At 67.1% G+C, this 19,475-nt stretch carries 17 protein-coding genes; 8 read left to right on the top strand and 9 right to left on the bottom strand.

The features are described from left to right. The 4 genes from ACE5C1_RS16085 to ACE5C1_RS16070 form a co-directional block, all read left to right on the top strand. Nucleotides 1-1,026: CpaE family protein (locus ACE5C1_RS16085; protein ID WP_374945083.1), on the top strand; the 1,026-nt coding region annotated here is incomplete at its 5' end. A 12-nt stretch (nt 1,027-1,038) separates the two neighbouring features. Further along, the gene (locus tag ACE5C1_RS16080; RefSeq protein WP_374945082.1) at nt 1,039-2,013 is read left to right on the top strand and encodes a type II secretion system F family protein; all 975 of its coding nucleotides are present in this window, start codon (nt 1,039-1,041) and stop codon (nt 2,011-2,013) included. 10 nt (nt 2,014-2,023) lie between these two features. Beyond that, entirely contained in the window at nt 2,024-3,016 is a 993-nt protein-coding gene (locus ACE5C1_RS16075) for a type II secretion system F family protein (protein WP_374945081.1), read from the top strand. Between the two features lie 52 nt (nt 3,017-3,068). Beyond that, nucleotides 3,069-3,500: a hypothetical protein gene (locus ACE5C1_RS16070; protein ID WP_374945080.1), complete on the top strand. Its 432-nt coding sequence runs from the start codon at nt 3,069-3,071 to the stop codon at nt 3,498-3,500. A 132-nt stretch (nt 3,501-3,632) separates the two neighbouring features. On the opposite strand, the gene ppdK is transcribed toward ACE5C1_RS16070, so the two are convergent. The 3 genes from ppdK to ACE5C1_RS16055 form a co-directional block, all read right to left on the bottom strand. Continuing rightward, nucleotides 3,633-6,314, bottom strand: coding sequence for a pyruvate, phosphate dikinase (ppdK, locus tag ACE5C1_RS16065; RefSeq protein ID WP_374945079.1), 2,682 nt, complete (start codon nt 6,312-6,314; stop codon nt 3,633-3,635). Between the two features lie 103 nt (nt 6,315-6,417). Further along, nucleotides 6,418-8,877: a glycine--tRNA ligase subunit beta gene (gene glyS / locus ACE5C1_RS16060; RefSeq protein ID WP_374945078.1), complete on the bottom strand. Its 2,460-nt coding sequence runs from the start codon at nt 8,875-8,877 to the stop codon at nt 6,418-6,420. A 136-nt stretch (nt 8,878-9,013) separates the two neighbouring features. Continuing rightward, a complete protein-coding gene (locus ACE5C1_RS16055) occupies nt 9,014-9,853 on the bottom strand; it encodes a glycine--tRNA ligase subunit alpha (RefSeq protein ID WP_374945077.1) in 840 nt (279 codons plus the stop codon). A gap of 117 nt (nt 9,854-9,970) precedes the next feature. Here ACE5C1_RS16055 and ACE5C1_RS16050 point away from each other — a divergent pair, with 117 nt between their 5' ends. The 4 genes from ACE5C1_RS16050 (at nt 9,971) to ACE5C1_RS16035 (ending at nt 13,079) form a co-directional block, all read left to right on the top strand. Further along, the gene (locus ACE5C1_RS16050; protein ID WP_374945076.1) at nt 9,971-10,870 is read left to right on the top strand and encodes a TraB/GumN family protein; all 900 of its coding nucleotides are present in this window, start codon (nt 9,971-9,973) and stop codon (nt 10,868-10,870) included. A 239-nt stretch (nt 10,871-11,109) separates the two neighbouring features. Next, nucleotides 11,110-11,754 carry a 50S ribosomal protein L25/general stress protein Ctc gene (locus ACE5C1_RS16045; RefSeq protein ID WP_374945075.1) on the top strand — a complete coding sequence of 215 codons (645 nt, stop codon included), beginning with the start codon at nt 11,110-11,112 and terminating at the stop codon, nt 11,752-11,754. A gap of 171 nt (nt 11,755-11,925) precedes the next feature. Beyond that, nucleotides 11,926-12,498: an aminoacyl-tRNA hydrolase gene (pth, locus tag ACE5C1_RS16040; protein WP_374945074.1), complete on the top strand. Its 573-nt coding sequence runs from the start codon at nt 11,926-11,928 to the stop codon at nt 12,496-12,498. Next, nucleotides 12,495-13,079 (top strand): TIGR02466 family protein, encoded by a 585-nt coding sequence (locus ACE5C1_RS16035; protein ID WP_374945073.1) that lies wholly within the window; start codon nt 12,495-12,497, stop codon nt 13,077-13,079. Before pth ends, ACE5C1_RS16035 begins: the two co-directional genes overlap by 4 nt. Here the strand turns inward: ACE5C1_RS16035 and ACE5C1_RS16030 are convergent. The 6 genes from ACE5C1_RS16030 to ACE5C1_RS16005 all read right to left on the bottom strand — a co-directional run bounded on the left by ACE5C1_RS16030 (nt 13,063) and on the right by ACE5C1_RS16005 (nt 19,474). Beyond that, the gene (locus ACE5C1_RS16030) at nt 13,063-13,527 is read right to left on the bottom strand and encodes a MaoC family dehydratase (protein ID WP_374945072.1); all 465 of its coding nucleotides are present in this window, start codon (nt 13,525-13,527) and stop codon (nt 13,063-13,065) included. The two genes, ACE5C1_RS16035 and ACE5C1_RS16030, sit on opposite strands and share 17 nt — an antisense overlap. Next, complete coding sequence (locus ACE5C1_RS16025; protein WP_374945071.1) at nt 13,527-14,834, bottom strand: ectonucleotide pyrophosphatase/phosphodiesterase; 1,308 nt, start codon at nt 14,832-14,834, stop codon at nt 13,527-13,529. The genes ACE5C1_RS16030 and ACE5C1_RS16025 overlap by 1 nt, the downstream gene beginning before the upstream one ends. Before the next feature lie 160 nt (nt 14,835-14,994). Then, on the bottom strand, nt 14,995-16,095 hold the full coding sequence (gene ychF, locus ACE5C1_RS16020) for a redox-regulated ATPase YchF (RefSeq protein WP_374945070.1): 1,101 nt from the start codon (nt 16,093-16,095) through the stop codon (nt 14,995-14,997). A gap of 143 nt (nt 16,096-16,238) precedes the next feature. Next, nucleotides 16,239-17,069, bottom strand: a complete 831-nt coding sequence (locus tag ACE5C1_RS16015) for a hypothetical protein (RefSeq protein WP_374945069.1) — start codon at nt 17,067-17,069, stop codon at nt 16,239-16,241. Between the two features lie 214 nt (nt 17,070-17,283). Beyond that, nucleotides 17,284-18,147: a cytochrome c1 gene (locus tag ACE5C1_RS16010; protein WP_374945068.1), complete on the bottom strand. Its 864-nt coding sequence runs from the start codon at nt 18,145-18,147 to the stop codon at nt 17,284-17,286. 40 nt (nt 18,148-18,187) lie between these two features. After that, nucleotides 18,188-19,474, bottom strand: coding sequence for a cytochrome bc complex cytochrome b subunit (locus tag ACE5C1_RS16005; protein ID WP_374945067.1), 1,287 nt, complete (start codon nt 19,472-19,474; stop codon nt 18,188-18,190). Nucleotide 19,475 lies beyond the last annotated feature (1 nt).

The following is a 19,475-nucleotide window of genomic DNA, read 5'->3' as shown; positions in this document are numbered from 1 at the left end:
GGCACGGTGGTGATCGCCAGCGGGCAGGTCAACGACGTCCGGCTGTACCGCGACCTAGTCGCCAGCGGCATTCAGGATTACCTGCTCAAGCCGTTGTCGCCCGACATGCTGCGCGATTCCTTCACGCACGCGCAGGCGATGCTCAATGCGCCCAAGCTGGTCGATGCGTCGGTGGAACGCCCGCATTGCTCGACCGCGATCATCGGCACGCGCGGCGGCGTCGGCGCGTCCACGGTCGCGACCTCGCTGGCGTGGCTGCTGGCGGAGAAGGAGGGGCGATCGACCGCCTTGCTCGATCTCGACATCCATTTCGGCACCGGTGCACTGGCGCTCGATATCGAGCCGGGGCGCGGGCTGACCGATGCGATCGAGAATCCGAGCCGGATCGACGGGCTGTTCATCGAACGCGCGATGGTCAAGGCATCGGAGAAGCTGGCGGTGCTCAGCGCCGAGGCGCCGATCAATGCGCCGCTGATGACCGACGGCGCCGCTTTCTACCAGTTGCAGGAGGAGATGCGCGCGGCGTTCGAATGCACGATCGTCGACCTGCCGCGCGCGATGCTGGTCCAGCACCCGCATTTGATCAGCGACGTCCAGCTGGCGGTGCTGGTGACCGAGTTCACGCTGGCGTCCGCACGCGACACCATTCGCCTGCTGTCGTGGCTGAAGTCGAACGCGCCGCAGACCCAGGTCTTTGTTGTCGCGAACAAGGTTCATGCAGGCGGCCAGATCGAGATCGCGCGCAAGGATTTCGAAGGCTCGATCGAGCGCAAGATCGACCTGCTGGTGCCGTTCGACCAGAAGCTGGCGGCCACTGCGGCCAAGCTCGGCAAGCCGCTGGCCGAGGCGGGCAAGAACGCCAAGACCGTGGCCCCGATCGTCGACCTTGCGCGGCGGCTGGCAGGTGCTGCGGATGCCACCGCCGAGGCGGCGCCCGCGAAGGGCAAGACCAAGTCCGGCACCTCGTTGCTTGGCAAGTTCGACCTCAAGGGGTTGATGGCCAAGCGCGCGCCCAAGACCAACTAGGAGCCACGCGCGATGGACCTGCTGCCGATAATGGTGTTGTCGACCGGCGCGCTGATGGTGCTGGGGATGCTGGCGTTCGCGTTCGCCGGCCCCTCCCCTCAGCGCGCGCAGGCCCGGCGGCTGTCGTCGGTGCGGGTGCGCCATTCGGGTGCGGCGACCGATAAGGTCGACGCGCAGCTGCGCCGCATTACTCAGTCGCGCGCGACCAAGATGGATACCGTATTCGGCCGAATCCTGCCCAACCGCGCGTTGCTGGCCAAGCGGCTGGCGATGACCGGCAAGGACTGGACGGTCGGCAAATACGGGCTGGTGAGCGCCGGGCTGGCGATCGTCATCGCCGCGCTGCTGCTGCTCAAGGGTGCGCCCGTGCTGCTGGCGCTGTTCGTCGGGCTGCTGATCGGACTCGGGCTGCCGCACATGGGGGTGGGCTATTTCATCAAGCGGCGGATCGCGCAATTCACCGCCAAGTTTCCCGACGCGATCGAGCTGCTCGTCCGCGGCCTGCGCTCCGGCCTGCCGATCAGCGAAACGATCGGCGTCGTCGGACACGAGCTGAGCGGCCCGGTCGGCGACGAGTTCCGTACCGTCGCCGACAAGATGAAGATCGGCCGGACGATGGACGCCGCGCTGCAGGAAACCGCCGATCGGCTCGGCACGCCCGAATTCCAGTTCTTTGTCATCACCATCGCGATCCAGCGCGAGACCGGCGGCAACCTGGCCGAGACGCTCGCTAACCTTGCCAACGTGCTGCGCATGCGTGGGCAGATGAAGCTGAAGATCAAGGCGATGTCGTCGGAATCGAAGGCGTCGGCCTACATCATCGGATCGCTGCCCTTCATCGTCTTCATCATGATCTGGTTCATCAACACCAGCTACATGCAGAAGTTCTTCACCGACGAACGGCTGATGGTCACGGGCGCCGGCGGCCTGGTGTGGATGGGGGTCGGCGCCTTCATCATGGCCAAGATGATCAACTTCGAAATCTGAGGACGAGACGATGGGCGAGACGGCTGGTCCGACGATCCTGGGGGTCGACGTGCTCTGGGTGGCGACGCTGCTGGCGGGCGTCGCGGCGTTTGCAGTAATGACCGCGATCTATGCGGCGACAACGGTGCGCGATCCGATGGCCAAGCGCGTCAAGGCGCTCAACGATCGCCGCGAGCAGTTGAAGGCCGGCATCACCGCATCGACCAAGCGCCGTGCCAAGCTGGTCCAGAAGAACGACACCGCCGACAAGATGCGCGGCGTGCTGTCGTCGATGAAGGTGCTTCAGGACGAGCAGCTGAAAGCCGCGCAGCGCAAGCTGATGCAGGCGGGGATCCGGTCCAAGGAATGGGCGGTCGCGGTGATCTTCGGGCGCATGGTGCTGCCGATCGTCATCGGCGGGATCATGCTCTACTGGGTCTACGGCACCGACGGTTTCGCGACGTGGACGCCGCTGAAGCGCTATGGCCTGGTCGCGGTCAGCTTCATCGGCGCGTACAAGGCGCCCGACATGTTCCTCAAGAACAAGATTACGAAGCGGTCTCACGCGATCCGCAAGGGCCTGCCCGACGCGCTCGACCTGCTGGTTATCTGCGCCGAGGCGGGGCTGACCGTCGACGCGGCGTTTCACCGGGTCGCGCGCGAGCTGGGGCGGGCATACCCCGAGCTGGGCGACGAGTTCACGCTGACCGCGATCGAGCTGGGCTTCCTGACCGAGCGGCGCGCGGCGTTCGAGAATCTGGCGATGCGGGTCGACCTGGATGCGGTGAAGGGGGTCGTCACGACGATGATCCAGACCGAGAAATACGGCACGCCGCTTGCCTCCGCGCTGCGGGTGCTATCGGCCGAATTTCGCAACGAGCGGAGGATGCGCGCCGAGGAAAAGGCCGCGCGGCTGCCGGCGATCATGACGGTGCCGCTGATCTGCTTCATCCTGCCGGTGCTGTTCGTCGTCATTCTCGGCCCCGCCGCCTGCTCGATCAAGGATGCGCTGCTGACCGGGTGACGCAACCGCGGCGCGGGCGGATCGTTGTCGCTCCGTAACAGGAGAATATGCGATGCTCTTCTTCACGCCGACGCAGTGGCTGATCCTTGCGCTGGTTCTGATCGCTGGGTGGTTGTTCGGGCTGGCGAGCCATCCCGGCGGACGCAAATGGAAGGCGCGCTACGCCGCCGAGCGCGATGCCAACGCGCGTTATCGGAGCGAAACCGACGCGCGGCTGACCGACACGCGCACCGGCCACGACACTGCGCTGGCCGACGCACGCGCGCGGATCGCCGAGTTGGAGCGCGAGAATGCGCGACTGGCTCAGGCGGCGCCGGTGACCGCACAGACGATCGCGCCGCGCGAGCGGGTGGCGGTGCAGCCCGGTCTGGCGACCGGCGAGCGGGTCGTCATGCGTCCGACCGCGAGCACGGCCGCGCGGCCCGCCCATGCTGCGGGCGAGCGGCGTGGTTGGTTCGACTGGGGCGATCGCGCCGGGCGGTGAATTCCTACCCTTTCCCTCCAGGAGAGGGGCAAGCCGCGTAGCGGCGCCCGGTGAGGGTGGGTGCGGACCGCCAGCGTCGTCCTCACCCTTCCGCGGCTTCGCCGCTCCCTCCCTCTCCCGCAGGGAGAGGGACTATTTCAAAGCCGCCTGCGCCGCCGCGAGCCGTGCGATGGGGACGCGGTAGGGCGAGGCGCTGACGTAATCGAGGCCGATCTTCTCGCAGAAGGCGATGCTGGCCGGATCGCCGCCGTGCTCGCCGCAGATGCCGAGCTTGATGTCGGGGCGGGCCTTGCGGCCGCGTTCGACCGCGAGCTCGATCAGCTCGCCGACACCCTCGACGTCGATGCTGACGAACGGATCACGCGCGTAGATGCCCCGTTCGACGTACACGCCCAGGAAGCGCGCAGCGTCGTCGCGGCTTACGCCGAGCGTCGTCTGGGTCAGGTCATTGGTGCCGAAGGAGAAGAACTCGCCGACCTCGGCGATCTCGCCCGCCTTGAGCGCGGCGCGCGGGAGTTCGATCATCGTGCCGACCAGATACTCGATCTCGCGGCCCTTGTCGGCGAACACCGCTTGTGCGGCCTCGTCGACGACCGCCTTCATCAGCTCGAGCTCGCGGCGGGTGGCGACCAGCGGGATCATCACTTCGGGGATCGGGGCGTTGCCCGATGTCTCCGCAACCTGGATCGCGGCTTCGAAGATCGCGCGCGCCTGGATCTCGTAGATTTCGGGATAGGTCACGCCCAGGCGGCAGCCGCGGTGGCCGAGCATGGGGTTGAATTCGTGGAGCGCCTCGGCGCGGCGCTTGAGGGTGTCGACGTCGATTCCGGCGGCGGCGGCGACTTCGGCGAATTCGGAATCCTGGTGGGGCAGGAATTCATGCAGCGGCGGGTCGAGGAGGCGGATGGTGACGGGCAGGCCCGCCATGACCTCGAAAATCTCGGCAAAATCCTTGCGCTGTTCGGGAAGGAGCCGTTCCAGCGCGGCGCGGCGGCCCGCTTCGTCTTCGGCGAGGATCATCTGGCGGACCGCGGTGATGCGAGTCGATTCGAAAAACATGTGCTCGGTGCGGCACAGGCCGACGCCCTCCGCGCCGAAATCGCGCGCGGTGCGGCAGTCGAGCGGGGTCTCGGCATTGGCGCGGACCTTGAGGCGGCGGACCGCGTCGGCCCATTCCATCAGGGTGCCGAAATCGCCCGACAGCTCGGGGAGGACGGTGGCGACCTCGCCGACCATCACTTCGCCTGTCGTGCCGTCGATGGTCAGCGTGTCGCCTTCGCGCAACTCGCGCCCGGCACAGCGCATCACCTTGGCCTTGGCGTCGATCGACAGCGTGCCCGCGCCCGAGACGCACGGGCGGCCCATGCCGCGTGCGACGACCGCGGCGTGGCTGGTCATGCCGCCGCGCGCGGTGAGGATGCCCTTGGCGGCGTGCATGCCGTGGATGTCCTCAGGCGAGGTTTCGGTGCGGACGAGGATCACCGATTCGCCCGCGGCGGCTCGCTTCTCGGCGGTATCGGCGTCGAAGACGACGGTGCCCGAGGCCGCGCCGGGTGATGCGGGCAGGCCTTTGGTCAGGACGTCGCGCTTCGCCTTCGGGTCGAGCGTCGGGTGGAGCAATTGGTCTAGCGCCATTGGGTCGACGCGGCCGATCGCCTCGTCGCGGGTGATCAGGCCCTCGCTCGCCATGTCGACCGCGATCTTCAGCGCGGCCTTGGCAGTGCGCTTGCCCGAGCGGGTCTGGAGCATCCAGAGCTTGCCCTGCTGGACGGTGAACTCGATGTCCTGCATGTCGCGGTAGTGGGTTTCGAGCCGGTCGAATACCGCGGCGAGTTCGGCGTACACCTCAGGCAGCGCCTCTTCCATCGACAGCGGCTTGGCCCCTGCTTCTTCCCGAGCCGCGCGCGTGAGGTATTGGGGGGTGCGGATGCCCGCGACGACGTCCTCGCCCTGCGCGTTGATCAGGAACTCGCCGTAATAGGCGCGGTCGCCCTTGGCAGGATCGCGGGTGAAGGCGACGCCGGTCGCCGAGGTCTCGCCCATGTTGCCGAACACCATCGCCTGGACGTTGACCGCGGTGCCCCAGCTTGCCGGGATGTCGTTAAGACGACGGTAGACTTTCGCACGGTCCGACTGCCACGATCCGAACACCGCGCCGATCGCGCCCCAGAGCTGGTCGTGGACGTCCTGCGGGAACGGCTTGTTCCACTGCTGCTGCACCAGCGTCTTGTACTCGGCGACGAGCGCACGGAGGTCGTCGGCGGAGAGTTCGGTGTCGAGGGTGAAGCCGCGGTCCTCCTTGGCGACCTCCAGCGCCTCCTCGAACGCGCCGTGGTCGAGCTCGAGAACGACGTCGGCGTACATCTGGATGAAGCGGCGATAGCTGTCCCAGGCGAAGCGGGCGTCGCCCGATGCGGCGGCGAGGCCTTCGACGGTCCGGTCGTTGAGGCCGAGGTTGAGGACGGTGTCCATCATGCCGGGCATCGACGCGCGCGCGCCCGAGCGGACCGAGACGAGGAGCGGGTCCGACGCGTCGCCGAACGTCTTGCCGGTGACCTGCTCGATATGGGCCAGGCCGCTAGCGACCTCGTCGCGCAGGCTCTGCGGGAACTGGCCACCCTCGTCGTAATAGCGCGCGCACATTGCGGTGGAGACGGTGAAGCCGGGGGGCACGGGCAGGCCGATCGACGCCATCTCGGCCAGGTTCGCGCCCTTGCCGCCGAGCAGGTTGCGGTCGCCTTTGCCGCCATCGGAGACGCCGCCGCCGAAACGGTAGACGTAGCGGGTGTCGGCTTGCGGTGCTGTCGTCGCCATGTGCGCCCTCTCGATACATTCGTATGTTGTGCATTGCAGCACGAAGGATGACGGAGCAAGACCTGCGCGAAGGTAACGAAGGTCACGTGGTTTCGCGAGAAGATCAGCCCTCGATCCGCGAGAAATCGGCGACAGTGTGGACCGCGGCGCGGACGCGGGCGAGCAGCGCGAGGCGGCTCTGGCGCTTGGCCGCGTCGGGGTCGTTGACGGTCACGCTGTCAAAGAACGCATCGATCGGTGCCCGCAACGAAGCGAGCGCCGCCATCGCCGCTTCGAAATCCTCCACCGCGACTGCGCGCGCGGCGGCGGGTTCGGCCGAGTCGAGCGCGGCGTGGAGCGCGGCTTCGCAGGGTTCGGGCGTGTAGGACAGAGTATTTCCTTCTCTCCTTGTGGGAGAAGGAGGGAGCGACGCAGTCGCGGAAGGGTGAGGGTGACCGACGTCGGCGGCATCCCACTCACCCTCACCCCGCGGCGCTGGCGCGCCTTGCCCCTCTCCCGGGGGGAGAGGGGTATTGGTCCATCCCTCCTTCTTCAGGATATTCGCCGCGCGCTTGTACCCGGCGAGGAGGTTCGCCCCGTCCTCGGTGCCGACGAACGCCTGCAGCGCATGGACGCGGGCGAGAAGACGAACGAGATCGTCCTCGCCCCCGAGCGCGAACACCGCGTCGATCAGGTCGTGGCGGACGCCCGCTTCGCGTTGCTGGACCTTGAGGCGGTCGGCGAAGAAGTCGATGACTGCGTAAACACGCTCGGCAACCGATGCCGCAGCTTTTGCGAATTGCTCAACGGCAGAGTCCCGCCCGGCGACGCGCAACGCGTCGATCAAACGGGGAAGATGTTCAAAGTTGGGGGACATGGTGGCCACCTCAGACGCCACGCTTTCAAGACGTTCGTCAGCGGCGTTCAGGACCGCATCAACCAAGTTGCCGCCAACCTCTTGAGCTACGAACACAAACAGTGGCAGTCGAAGGTCGTTCACGAGCACAAGGTTGATAAAGCCGAGTGCCGCGCGTCGAAGCGCGAATGGGTCTCTGGATCCCGATGGCCTAATATCAACTCGGAAGAAGCTGCAAATCGTATCAAGCTTGTCCGCCAGCGACACCGCCACGGTCACCGGCGCGGTCGGGACGTCGTCCCCCTGCCCGACCGGCTTGTAATGGTCGCGGATCGCTTCGGCGACCTGGGGGTCTTCGCCCTGCGCGAGCGCGTAATAGCCGCCCATCAGGCCCTGCAGTTCGGGGAACTCGCCGACCATGCCGGTGACGAGGTCGGCCTTGCAGAGGAGGGCGGCGCGGTGGGCGAGGTTTGCCAAATCCTCCCCCGGTGGGGGTGGGGGACCATCCGCTGGTTGGTGGAGGGGGCTTGCCGCGGGCGATCCGCTTGGCGCAGCCCCCTCCACCACCGCCTTCGGCGGCGGTCCCCCTCCCCCTGTGGGGGAGGATTTGACGATACCCTCTTCCACCAGCCAGCGCGCCAGCTTCGCGACGCGATCGACCTTATCGGCGAGCGTGCCGAGCTTTTCGTGGAAGACGATCTTCGACAGCTTGTTCGCCTGCTGCTCGAGCAGCACCTTGAGGTCGGTGTCGTAGAAGAACTTGGCGTCGGACAGGCGCGCGGCGAGGACCTTGCGGTTGCCGTCGACGATCTTGGTGCCGCCGTCGGTGGCGTCGATGTTGGCGGTGCAGATGAAGGCGTTGGCCAACCGCCCCGCGCCGTCCCGGCAGACGAAATACTTCTGGTTCACGCGGGCGGTGAGCTGGATCACTTCGGGGGGGACGTCGAGGAAGGCTCGGCCGAAGCGGCCGAGCAGGGGCACCGGCCATTCGGTGAGGCCGGCGTTCTCGGCGACGAGGCCTTCGTCTTCGACCAATAGGAGGCCGGCCTCATGTGCCAACGCGTGGGCGCGATCGCGGATGAGGGTGGCGCGTTCGTCCTGGTCGACGACGACGTGGCAGGCGCGGAGCTTCTCGACATAGTCGTGGGCGCTGCCGATCGTGATGACGCCGGGGTGGTGGAAACGGTGGCCGAGCGTCGCCGCGCCGCTGGCCACGCCCGCGATCTCGCAGGGCACGATCTCGTCGCCGAACAGCGCGACGATGCCTTGCAGCGGACGGACCCAGCGCGGGCTTTCGGTGCTGGTGGAGGCGGTGCCCCAGCGCATCGACTTCGGCCAGGGAAAGGCGCGGACGATCGCGGGGATGGCCTCGGCGAGCACGTCGGCGGTGGCGCGGCCGGGTTTTTGGGTGACCGCGAAAAGGATACCGTCGCGTTCGGTCAGTTGCTCGCGGGTAAGGCCGGTTTTGCGGAGGAAGCCTTCGAGCGCTTGGGGGGGGGCGGCGGTCTTGGGGCCCTTGATCTCTTCGGACACCGCCTCGGTCGCGTCCGGCAGATCGCGGGCGATCAGCGCGAGACGGCGGGGCGTGGCGTAGGTGACGACTTCGCCTGCGACGATCCCGGCCTTGGCGAGCTCGGCGGCGAACAGGCGGGCGAGGTCGTCGCGCGCCTTGGCCTGCATGCGCGCGGGGATTTCTTCGGAGCGGAGTTCGAGGAGGAAGTCGGTCACTGTCCCTCTCCCTCCGGGAGAGGGAAGGAGCAGCGAAGCTGCGGGAGGGTGAGGGTGAGGGTGACGAGCCGATCGCCCTCACCCTTCCCACCGCTGGCGCGGCGGGCCCCTTCCGTCTCCCGAAGGGAGAGGGAGATCACGCCGCCCACCCGTTATGCGCCATCCACGCCCCGCACGCGCCCTTCGCCAGGTCGCGGACGCGGCCCATGTAGGCCTGGCGTTCGGCGACCGAGATGACGCCGCGAGCCTGGAGGAGGTTGAAGACGTGGCTGGCCTTGATCGCCTGTTCGTAGGCTGGGATCGGGAGCTTGGCCTCCAGCGAGTTCTCGCATTCGGCGACGTGCTTGCGGAAGGCGTCGAACAGCGTGTCGGTGTCGGCGACCTCGAAATTCCATTTCGACATCTGGCGCTCGTTTTCGAGGAAAACGTCGCCATAGCTGGTGCCGCGCTCATCGAAGCGCAGATCGTACACGTTGTCGACGTCCTGGATGTACATCGCGAGGCGTTCGAGGCCGTAGGTCAGCTCGCCCGCGACCGGCTTCATGTCGAAGCCGCCCATCTGCTGGAAGTAAGTGAACTGCGTCACTTCCATGCCATCGCACCAGACTTCCCAGCCCAGGCCCCAAGCGCCGAGCGTCGGCGATTCCCAATCGTCCTCGACAAAGCGGATGTCGTGCAGCGTCATGTCGACGCCGATCGCCGCCAGGCTGGCGAGGTAAAGGTCCTGAAGGTCGCCGGGCGACGGTTTCAGGATGACCTGGTATTGGTAGTAATGCTGGAGCCGGTTGGGATTCTCGCCATAGCGCCCGTCGGTCGGCCGGCGGCAGGGCTGGACGAAGGCGGCGTTCCACGTGTCGGGGCCGAGCGCGCGCAGCGTGGTGGCCGGGTGGAAGGTGCCGGCGCCCATCTCCATGTCGTACGGCTGCAATATGACGCAGCCGTTTGCGCTCCAATAGTCGTGGAGCGTGAGGATCATTCTCTGGAAAGACATGCCGGGCATTACGGGCGGGGCTTTGGCGGATGGGTCCGGGGCGGTCAAGCGCGTGGCGCGGGCGGGCGCGAGCGGCTATCGCCCGGCCCGAGGAGTTCAGGCATGAGGGTGATCGTGAAATCGACTTTCGGCGCGCTGGCGCTGCTGCTGGCGCTGCCTGCCTGCGCCAAGGAGCCGCCGAAGCGGGCGGCGAACGACGCCGATCCGGCTTTGTGGGTGGTCAAGGACAAGGACACCACCGTCTATCTGTTCGGGACGATCCATGTCCTCAAACCCGGACTGACGTGGTTCGACGAGGCAGTGCGCGCGGCGTTCGACCGGTCGGACGAGGTCGTGCTCGAGCTGGTGATGCCCGAGCCCGCCGCGATGCAGGCGCTGGTGATGAGCAAGGGGGTGAGCGCGGCGGGCCCGACGCTGACCGAGCAATTGCCCGCGGACAAGCGCGCGGCGTACACCAAGGCGGTGGTCGGTCTGGGGCTGCCAGCGACCGCGTTCGACCGAATGCGGCCGTGGTTCGCGGCGACCAACCTGTCGCTGCTGCCGCTGGAGAAGCTCGGCTACGATCCCGCCAACGGGCCGGAAACCGCGATCGCGGATGCGGCCAAGGCGGCGGGCAAGCCGGTGATCGGGCTGGAGACCGCCGAGCAGCAGATCGGCTATTTCGCGGGACTTTCGCAGGCGGCGCAGGTGCAGTTCCTGACCTCGACCGTGGACGAGTTGCCGAGCGTTGGCAGCACGATGGCGACGATGGTGCGCGACTGGGCGGCGGGCAAGCCCGAGGCGCTGGCCGAGCAGATGAACGCCGACCTGAAGGACTCGCCCGAGGTGGCCAAGGTGTTGCTGACCGACCGTAACGCGCGCTGGGCGAATTGGGTCGAGGCGCGGTTGGCCCGGCCGGGTACGGTGTTCGTGGCGGTGGGTGCGGGGCATCTCGCGGGGGCGCAGAGCGTGCTGGCGGTGCTGGGTAGGGATGGGATCAGGGTGACGCGGGTTCGGTACTGAATTCCCTCTCCCACCGGGAGAGGGAGGGAGGCGCGCAGCGCCGGAAGGGTGAGGGTGATCGAGCCGTCACCCTCACCCTTCCCACTGCCTGCGGCAGCGGGCCCCTTCCCTCTCCCAGTGGGAGAGGGAGTTGGTTGCCTTCCCCCTCCCCTTCCGCTATGCGCGCCCGCTTCCGTTCATGGTCATCCCTGGAGGCGTGGCGGAAGTTTCACGAACACTAGCGCAATTCGGAGAATGCAATGAGCGACCTTTTGACGCTCGCAGCCGAGACGCGCGACCGGGTTGGCAAGGGAGCCTCCCGGGCGCTGCGTCGTGATGGCCGCGTGCCTGCCGTGATCTACGGCCAGAATCAGGACCCTACAGCGGTTCACCTCGAGGAGAAGGCGCTGCGCAAGGCGCTGTCGACCGGGCACTTCATGAACACCGTCGTGATGGTCGGCGGCATGCGGACGCTGCCCAAGGACGTGGCGTTCCACCCGGTGACCGACCGTCCGATCCACGTCGACTTCCTGCGCATCGGCGAGCATTCGACCGTCACCGTCGCGGTGCCGATCGTATTCGCGGACGAGGACGAATGCCGCGGCATCGCGCAGGGCGGCGTGCTCAACATCACGCGCCATGAGATCGAGATCGTGGTCGATGCGGCCGACATCCCGGGCGAGATCGTGATCTCACTCAAGGGCCTGGAGATCGGTGCGGCGATCCACATTTCGGACGTGACGCTGCCGAACGGCGCCAAGCCCGCGATCGACGACCGCGATTTCGCGATCGCGACGATCGTGCCCCCGACGGTGCCGACCACCGCGGACGATGCGGCGGATGCCGAAGTCGCCGAGACCGCGGCGACCGCGTCCGCGGAGGGCGAGGGTACGGCGGAGGGCTGATTCCTTCGTTGTCGTGATTTCGGACGGGCGGGAGGCGAAGGCTTTCCCGCCCGTTTGCGTTTCATACTTTTCCGTTCGCCCTGAGCGAAGTCGAAAGGCATGGCTTGGGGCTGTGCTTCGACTTCGCTCAGCACGAACGGACTAGGATGTGCCGCACAGGAGAGGTTGGACGTGCAGATCTGGGCGGGCCTAGGCAATCCCGGCGGGCAATATGCGATGCATCGCCACAATGTCGGCTTCATGGCGGTCGATGCGATCGCGGCCGTGCACGGCTTCGGCGCGGTGAAAAAACAATTTCAGGGATGGACGCAGGAGGGGCGGATCGGCGCGGACAAGGTGCTGCTGCTCAAGCCCGCGACCTTCATGAACGACAGCGGGCGCTCGATCGGCGAGGCACTGCGCTTCTACAAATTGGGCGTCGAAGCCCTGACGGTGTTCCATGACGAGCTCGACCTCGATCCGTTCCGGGTCAAGGTGAAGCGCGGCGGTGGCACCGCGGGGCACAACGGCTTGCGATCGACCGACCAGCACCTGGGGCCCGACTTCCGCCGCGTGCGGATCGGTATCGGCCATCCCGGGCACAAGGACCGGGTGACCGGCCACGTGCTGGGCAATTACGCGAAGGCGGAGATGGAGCCGCTGTCCGACGTGCTCGGCGCGCTGGCCGCGGAGGCGGCGTGGCTTGCGGCGGGCGACGACGTGCGGTTCATGAACGAGGTCGCGCTCAGGATGCAGGACGCATGAGTTCGCGGGCGCTGTTCGCGACGTTGTTCTACGAGGCGGGGCTGGAGAATGCGGCGCTGGTCGGCGATCTCGACGCGTCGATCCGGCAGCTTGCGATCGACGATGTCGCGGGGCGGCAATGGTCGAAGGCGAACGGCTATCGCGGCTATACCAGCTATGCGTCGCTGAACGACCTGCCGCAGCGCGATCCGGCGTTCGCCGATCTGAAGCGCGCGCTCGACCGCCACGTCGCGCATTTCGCGGCCGAATGCGGATTTGAGCTCGGTGGCAGGCGGCTGAAGCTCGACAGCCTGTGGGTCAACGTCCTCAAACCCGGCGGCACGCATTCGGGGCATTTGCATCCGCACAGCGTCGTTTCGGGGACGGTCTATGTCGCAGTGCCGCCTGGATCGGGCGCGATCAAGCTGGAGGATCCTCGGCTGCCGATGCTGATGGCGGCGCCGCCACGCCCCGGCACCTTCGTCTATGCCGAGCCGGCGGTGGGCCACGTGTTCCTGTGGGAGAGCTGGCTCCGCCACGAGGTGATGCCCAATGCCGCCAGGAGCGAGCGGGTGAGCGTCAGCTTCAACTACCGCTGGTAGCATCCTTGGGGCGGGTCGCGACCAGCCCGTTCGAGATCAGCGTCATCACCGCGACGTCGTGCTGGTTGAACACCGTCACTCGGCTCTTGAAAATGCCCATCTCGGGCCGCGACGCCGATGCGCGCGCCTCCAGCACCTCGCTCTCGACGCGCAGCGTGTCGCCCGGATAGACCGGTTTCAGCCAGCGCAGCTCGTCGATGCCGGGCGAGCCGAGCCCGGCCTGGCGGTTCTCCTTCAGATTGGCGACGAGCATCGCCATCATCATCGCGCAGGTATGCCAGCCGCTCGCCGACAACCGGCCGAAATGGGTCTGCGCGGCGGCCTCCTCGGACAAATGGAAGGGCTGCGGATCGAACTTGCTCGCGAACGCGATTACGTCTTCGCGGGTCACCTCGTACGCGCCGAAGCTCGCCTTCGCGCCGACCGCGATGTCCTCGAAATACTGCATCAGCCTGGATTCCTCACCAGCACACGGCGAAAGGGCGAGTCGGTGCCGTCGATACCGGTTGCGGGGGGCAGACCGATGAGGTCGCGCAGGAGGGGGTAGATGGCGACGTTGTCGAACGCGCCGATGCGCTTGCCCGGCACGAAGGCGGGGCCGTTGGCGACGAACAGCGCGCGCATGTCGGGCGCGCGGTTGTCGTAGCCGTGATTGCCGAGATCGACCGGCTTCGATGGCGGCGATTTAAGAATCAGCCAGCCAGATTCGGCGAGGCACAGGATCGGCGGAACGCGTGGGTTGGTGCCATAGTGCAACCGGGCAGGGATCGCGCGCTTGGGCCAGCAGGTCATGTGCGGGTGCCGCGCGGTCATCGCACGTTCGACCGCGACTTCGCGGGTCGCTGCGGGCACCAACGTGGCATAAGGTCCGCTCTCGATCACGCGATAGTCGGCGGCGGGGGCGATGGCGTCGAGCGCGATCGTCCGCTCGGTCGCGGTTGCGGCCATGCCGTGGTCGGCGACGATCACCAGGTTGGCGGGCTGGCCGATCCCGGCGAGCCCGTCGACCAGCGATCCGATCGCGGTGTCGACGGCAGCGACCGCGGCGGTTGTCTGCGGCGCCGCGGGGCCGAATTCGTGGCCGGCGCTGTCGACGGTGTCGAAGTACAGCATCACCAGCCGGGGGCGGGTCGCCGCGGGGCGCCGCAGCCAGTCGATCACGGTATCGACCCGCTGGCGTGCCGTCAGGTTGGCGTTGAACTGCTGCCAATCCTGCGGGCGCGTGCCGCCGGCGGTAATGCCGTGGTCGCCCTTCTTTTCGGTCGATCCCCAGGCGACGTTGGAGCCGGGCCACAACATCGTCGCGGTGCGGATGCCGGCGCGCTCGGCCGCGACCCAGACCGGCTCGGCGGCGTTCCACCAGAACGGGTCGTCGGTGGCCATCGTGAAGGTCTCGCCGGGGCGCGCGGCATCCTCCATCGTATTCGCAACGATGCCGTGGCGATCGGGTACGTCGCCGGTCACGAGCGTCCAGTGATTGGGGAAGGTCTTGGACGGGAAGGACGGCCGCATTGGGCCGGTCACGCCGCCGGATGCCAAGCGGTTCAGCACGGGCGTCACGCCGCGATTGAGATAGTCCGGGCGAAAGCCGTCGATCGATACCAATATGGTGACCGGCGTTCGCGCCTGGGTGTTCGCCAGCACGCCGGTGGCGGGACCCGCGGGCCGGGTGACGGGGGCGAGCGCGGGCGGGGTGTGGGGATAGGCGCATGCCTGCAGCGCCAGAGCCGAGAGGATCGCCGTCACCTTGCGCATAATCACCTCCGCTGCCGACACCTCGAGTACGAACCTCTCGAACCGGACGACCCCGACTCCGTTCGTGCTGAGCGAAGTCGAAGCACATTGCCCGGAACCATGCCCTTCGACTTCGCTCAGGGCGAACGGAATATAAGAATGCGATTCCGTCCAAAACGCTTCAAACGTTGAAGCGGAACAGCATCACGTCGCCGTCGTGGACGACATAGTCCTTGCCTTCCTGCCGCAATTTGCCCGCATCGCGCGCGCCGCTCTCGCCCTTGCACGCGACGTAATCGGCAAAGGCGATCGTCTCGGCACGGATGAAGCCGCGTTCGAAGTCGGTGTGGATCTCGCCCGCAGCTTGCGGCGCACGGGCGCCCGCGTGGACGGTCCAGGCGCGTGCCTCTTTGGGACCGACGGTGAAGAAGGTCAGCAGATCGAGCAAGGTGTAGCCGGCGCGGATCACGCGGGTGAGGCCGGTTTCCGACAGCCCGAGGTCGGACAGGAACTCGCTGCGATCCTCGGGTGCCATCGTCGCGATCTCGGCCTCGATCGCCGCCGACACGACAACCGCCTGCGCGCCCTCGGCCTTCGCCTTCTCGAAAACCCGCGCGGAAAAGTCGTTGCCCTCGGCGGCATGCGCCTCGTCGACGTTGCAGACGTAGAGCACCGGCTTGGCGGTCAGCAGCTGCGCCTGCGCGAAGACGCGGGCTTCCTCGTCGTCCTTCGGCTGGGTGAGCCGCGCGGGCTTGCCCCGACGGAGCAGGTCCAGCGCTCGACCGAGGACAACGGCGCCGATCTTGGACTCCTTGTCGCCCTGCTGCGCCTTTTTCGCGAGATTGGGGACCCGCTTCTCCAGGCTCTCCAGGTCGGCGAGCATCAGTTCGGTCTCGACCGTCTCGGCATCGGCGATCGGATCGACCTTGCCCTCGACATGGGTGATGTCGCCGTCCTCGAAGCAGCGCAGCACGTGGACGATCGCGTCGACCTCGCGAATGTTGCCGAGGAACTGGTTGCCGAGCCCCTCCCCCTTCGACGCGCCGCGGACCAGCCCGGCGATGTCGACGAAGGCGAGCTGCGTTTCGATGATCTTGGCGGCGCTGGCGATGGCGGCCAGCGAATCGAGCCGTTCGTCAGGGACCGCAACGTTGCCGACGTTGGGCTCGATCGTGCAGAACGGGTAGTTCGCCGCCTGCGCCGCCGCGGTCTGCGTCAGCGCGTTGAACAGCGTGGACTTGCCGACATTCGGCAGCCCGACGATACCACAGCGGAAACCCATCTCAGTCCTTCGTGCCGCAAAGCGCTGCGCCATAGAGGGCGGGGCCGCGAAACGCCAGCAGCGGCGGGCCGCTATGGCCCATCGAACCGCTGCCGGACTCGCCGATCCAGGCGCGTCAGCATCGAAGCCACGATACTGCCGCCTTAATTCGCGCGGATCGGCGTATCCCGCGTTGCGGCCGCGGATCGTCCGCCGCCGCCGCTGCGGCCGCCCCACTGACCGCCTCCCGGATTGCCGGTGGGCGTTGCGCTGGAACGATTGCCGCGAAACCCCTGCCCGCCATCGCTCCGGCCCCGATACCCTTGGCCGCCGGGATTGCCGCGATAGCCCTGCGCGCCATCGCTGCGAGACCCGCGAAAGCCTTCCGCACCGGGGTTGCCGCGGTAGGTCTGGGCGCCAGGGGTGCCGCGATCGGTCTGTGTACCTCGGTCGCCGCGGTAACCCTGTGTTCCCGGTCCGCCGCCATAGCCCTGATTGCCCGGCGTCCCGCGATAGCCTTGCGCGCCCGGCGCATAACCGTTGCGGTCGCCGCGGCCGCGGCCGTCACCGCGACCCTGCCAGCGGCCATCGTTGCCGTCGCCGCGACCCTGCCAGTTGCCGCCGCGGTCACCGCGATCGTTGCGGTAGAAGCCGTTCCACGATCCCTGGCCGTTCCAGTCGCGACTGCGATACCGCTGCTGTCCGCTCCAATAGCGTTGCTGGGCGTTGTTCCAGCGGTAGGGGCGGCGGTAGCTGTCGTAGACGTAGATGCCGGTGCCGGGATAATAATAGTCGCCGTACCAGCCGAAGTACGATGGCGAATAGCCCGCGTACCCGCCATAGCCGCTGTCGTAATATCCGTTGCCGTAATAGTCGCCGTAGCCGCTGCCATACCCCGTCTCGAGGCCGCCATAGCCGTAACCGTCGGTGCACGCGCCGAGCCCGAGGGCCAAGCCGACCGCGGCGCACAGGCCGCCGATGCGTCTGGAGATCATGTCGTCGCTCCCATACCCGGGGCATGCAGCGGATACGCGCTGCCGCTCTTCGGATAACGCGAACGGGTGTTGTGGGTTCCGGCGGGGGGCGCCCGCCGCATGCAACCCGCCCGGGGCACCCCTCAAAGTATTACTTTGATGGGATCCGTGGCGGGCTATGCTGCGCCGGCCGGGCTTGCGCGGGCGGCGGGGCGTGGCTGCGCCTGCGCTGCGCCTAGTGCTTCACCCCGCGCCACACGTTCTGGTACGCGCCCCATGCCAGGAAGCAGAAGATCACCAGGAACAGCACCGCAGCCAGCCCGGCGCCATGCCGCGCCTCGAGGTTCGGCTCGGCGGTCCACATCAGGAAGGCGGAGATGTCGCGTGCCATCTGGTCCTTGGTGGCCTTGGTGCCGTCGGCATAGCCCACCTGCCCGTCGGAGGTCAGCGGCGGCGGCATCGCGATGTTCAGGTTCGGATAGACCGGATTGAAATACAATCCTTCCGGCGTCTTGGCATCGGGGAACTTCTTCAGCAATTCCTCGCCGTGCTCGTTCTTGTAACCTGCCTGGTCGCGGTAGCCGAGCAGCAGCGCATGGACATAGTTCGCCCCGCCCTCGCGCGCCTTGGCCATCAGCGAGAGGTCTGGCGGCAGCGCGTTGTTGTTGGCGGCACGCGCGGCGGTCTCGTTGGCGAACGCCCAGGGAAAGCGATCGGACGGCACGTTCTTGCGGGTCGACGCCTCGCCGGTCTCCGGGTTCACCGTCGGCTGCTCGATCGCCCACTGGTTGGCGATCGCCTTCACCTCGGCCTCCGAATAGCCGATCTTCTGCAGATCGCGGAACGACACGAACTTTAGGCTGTGGCAGGCCGAGCAGACTTCCTTGTACACCTGGAAGCCGCGCTGGACCTGGCGGCGGTCGAAACGGCCGAACATGCCGTCGGACGCCAGCCCGATGCTCTCCGGCTCGACGCGGAACTCATGCTGCGCAGAGGGCGGCGCCGGATCGGTGATCGCGGTCTTCACCGTGCCGAACAGCGCGATCGCCAGCACGCCGACGAAGGCGAGCCCGATCAGGTAGGAGATTGCACGAACCATGTTTTGTCTTTCGTCCCCGAACTTTTCTAAACGCTCGTGCTCAATGCGCCATTGCGGTCTGCGCGGGGCTGGTGCCGCCGTGCTTGCCCAGAACCGCCTCGGTGATCGAATGGGGCAGCGGGCGCGGGCGCTCCGAGCGTGCGACCAGCGGCAGGATGATAAGAAAGTGCGCGAAATAATAGGCCGAGGCGAGCTGCCCCAGGATCACGTTGCGCGCATTCGCCTCGGCACCGCCGACATAGCCGAGCAGGAGGATGTCGAAGAGCAGCACGATGAGGAACACCCGGTATTTCGGGCGGTAGTTCGCCGAGCGGACCGGCGACGAATCGAGCCACGGCAGGAAGAACAGCAGCAGGATCGACCCGAACATCGCTAGCACGCCCCACAGCTTGGCGGGCAGGATGAAGTCTGCGGTGAACGACTTCAGGATCGCGTAGAACGGCAGGAAATACCATTCAGGCACGATGTGCGCAGGCGTCGAGAGCGGGTTCGCCTCGATGTAATTGTCCGGGTGGCCCAGCAGGTTCGGCGAGAAGAAGATGAGGGCGGCGAAGATCAGCATGAACACGCCCACCCCGACCGCGTCCTTCGCGGTGTAATAGGGGTGGAACGGCACGGTGTCCTGCTCGCCCTTGACGTCGACGCCGGTCGGGTTGTTCGACCCCGGAATGTGCAGCGCCCAGATGTGGAGGATGATGACTCCCATCGTCACGAACGGCAGCAGATAGTGGAGCGAGAAAAAGCGGTTGAGCGCGGCGTTATCGGGCGCGAAGCCGCCGAGCAGCCAGATGCGGATGCTTTCCCCGACAAGCGGGATCGCCGAGAAGAAGCCGGTGATGACCTGCGCGCCCCAGAAGCTCATCTGCCCCCAAGGCAGCACGTAGCCCATGAAGGCGGTGGCCATCATCAGCAGGAAGATGACGACGCCGAGCAGCCACACCATCTCGCGCGGCGCCTTGTACGACCCATAATACAGGCCGCGGCCGATGTGGATGTAGACGACCAGCAGGAACATCGACGCGCCGTTCGCGTGCGCATAGCGCAGGAACCAGCCTGCGTTGACGTCGCGCATGATGCTTTCGACCGAGCCGAAGGCGACGCCGGCGTTGGCGGCGAAATGCATCGCCAGCACGACCCCGGTGACGATCTGCAGCGTCAGCGCCATGCCGGCGAGGACGCCGAAGTTCCAGAAATAGTTGAGGTTGCGCGGTACCGGATAGCCTGCGCCGACCGCATTGTAGACGAGGCGCGGCAACGGCAGTTTCTCGTCGAGCCACCGCATCAGCGGCTGCTTCGGCTCGTAGTGCTTGGCCCAGGGAAAGCTCATA

Origin of the sequence: Sphingomonas sp., assembly GCF_964263785.1 — a bacterium.
Taxonomy (GTDB): Bacteria; Pseudomonadota; Alphaproteobacteria; order Sphingomonadales; family Sphingomonadaceae; genus Sphingomonas.
The sequence above is the reverse complement of the archived record's forward strand: the minus strand, read 5'-3'. Positions and strand labels throughout refer to the sequence as shown.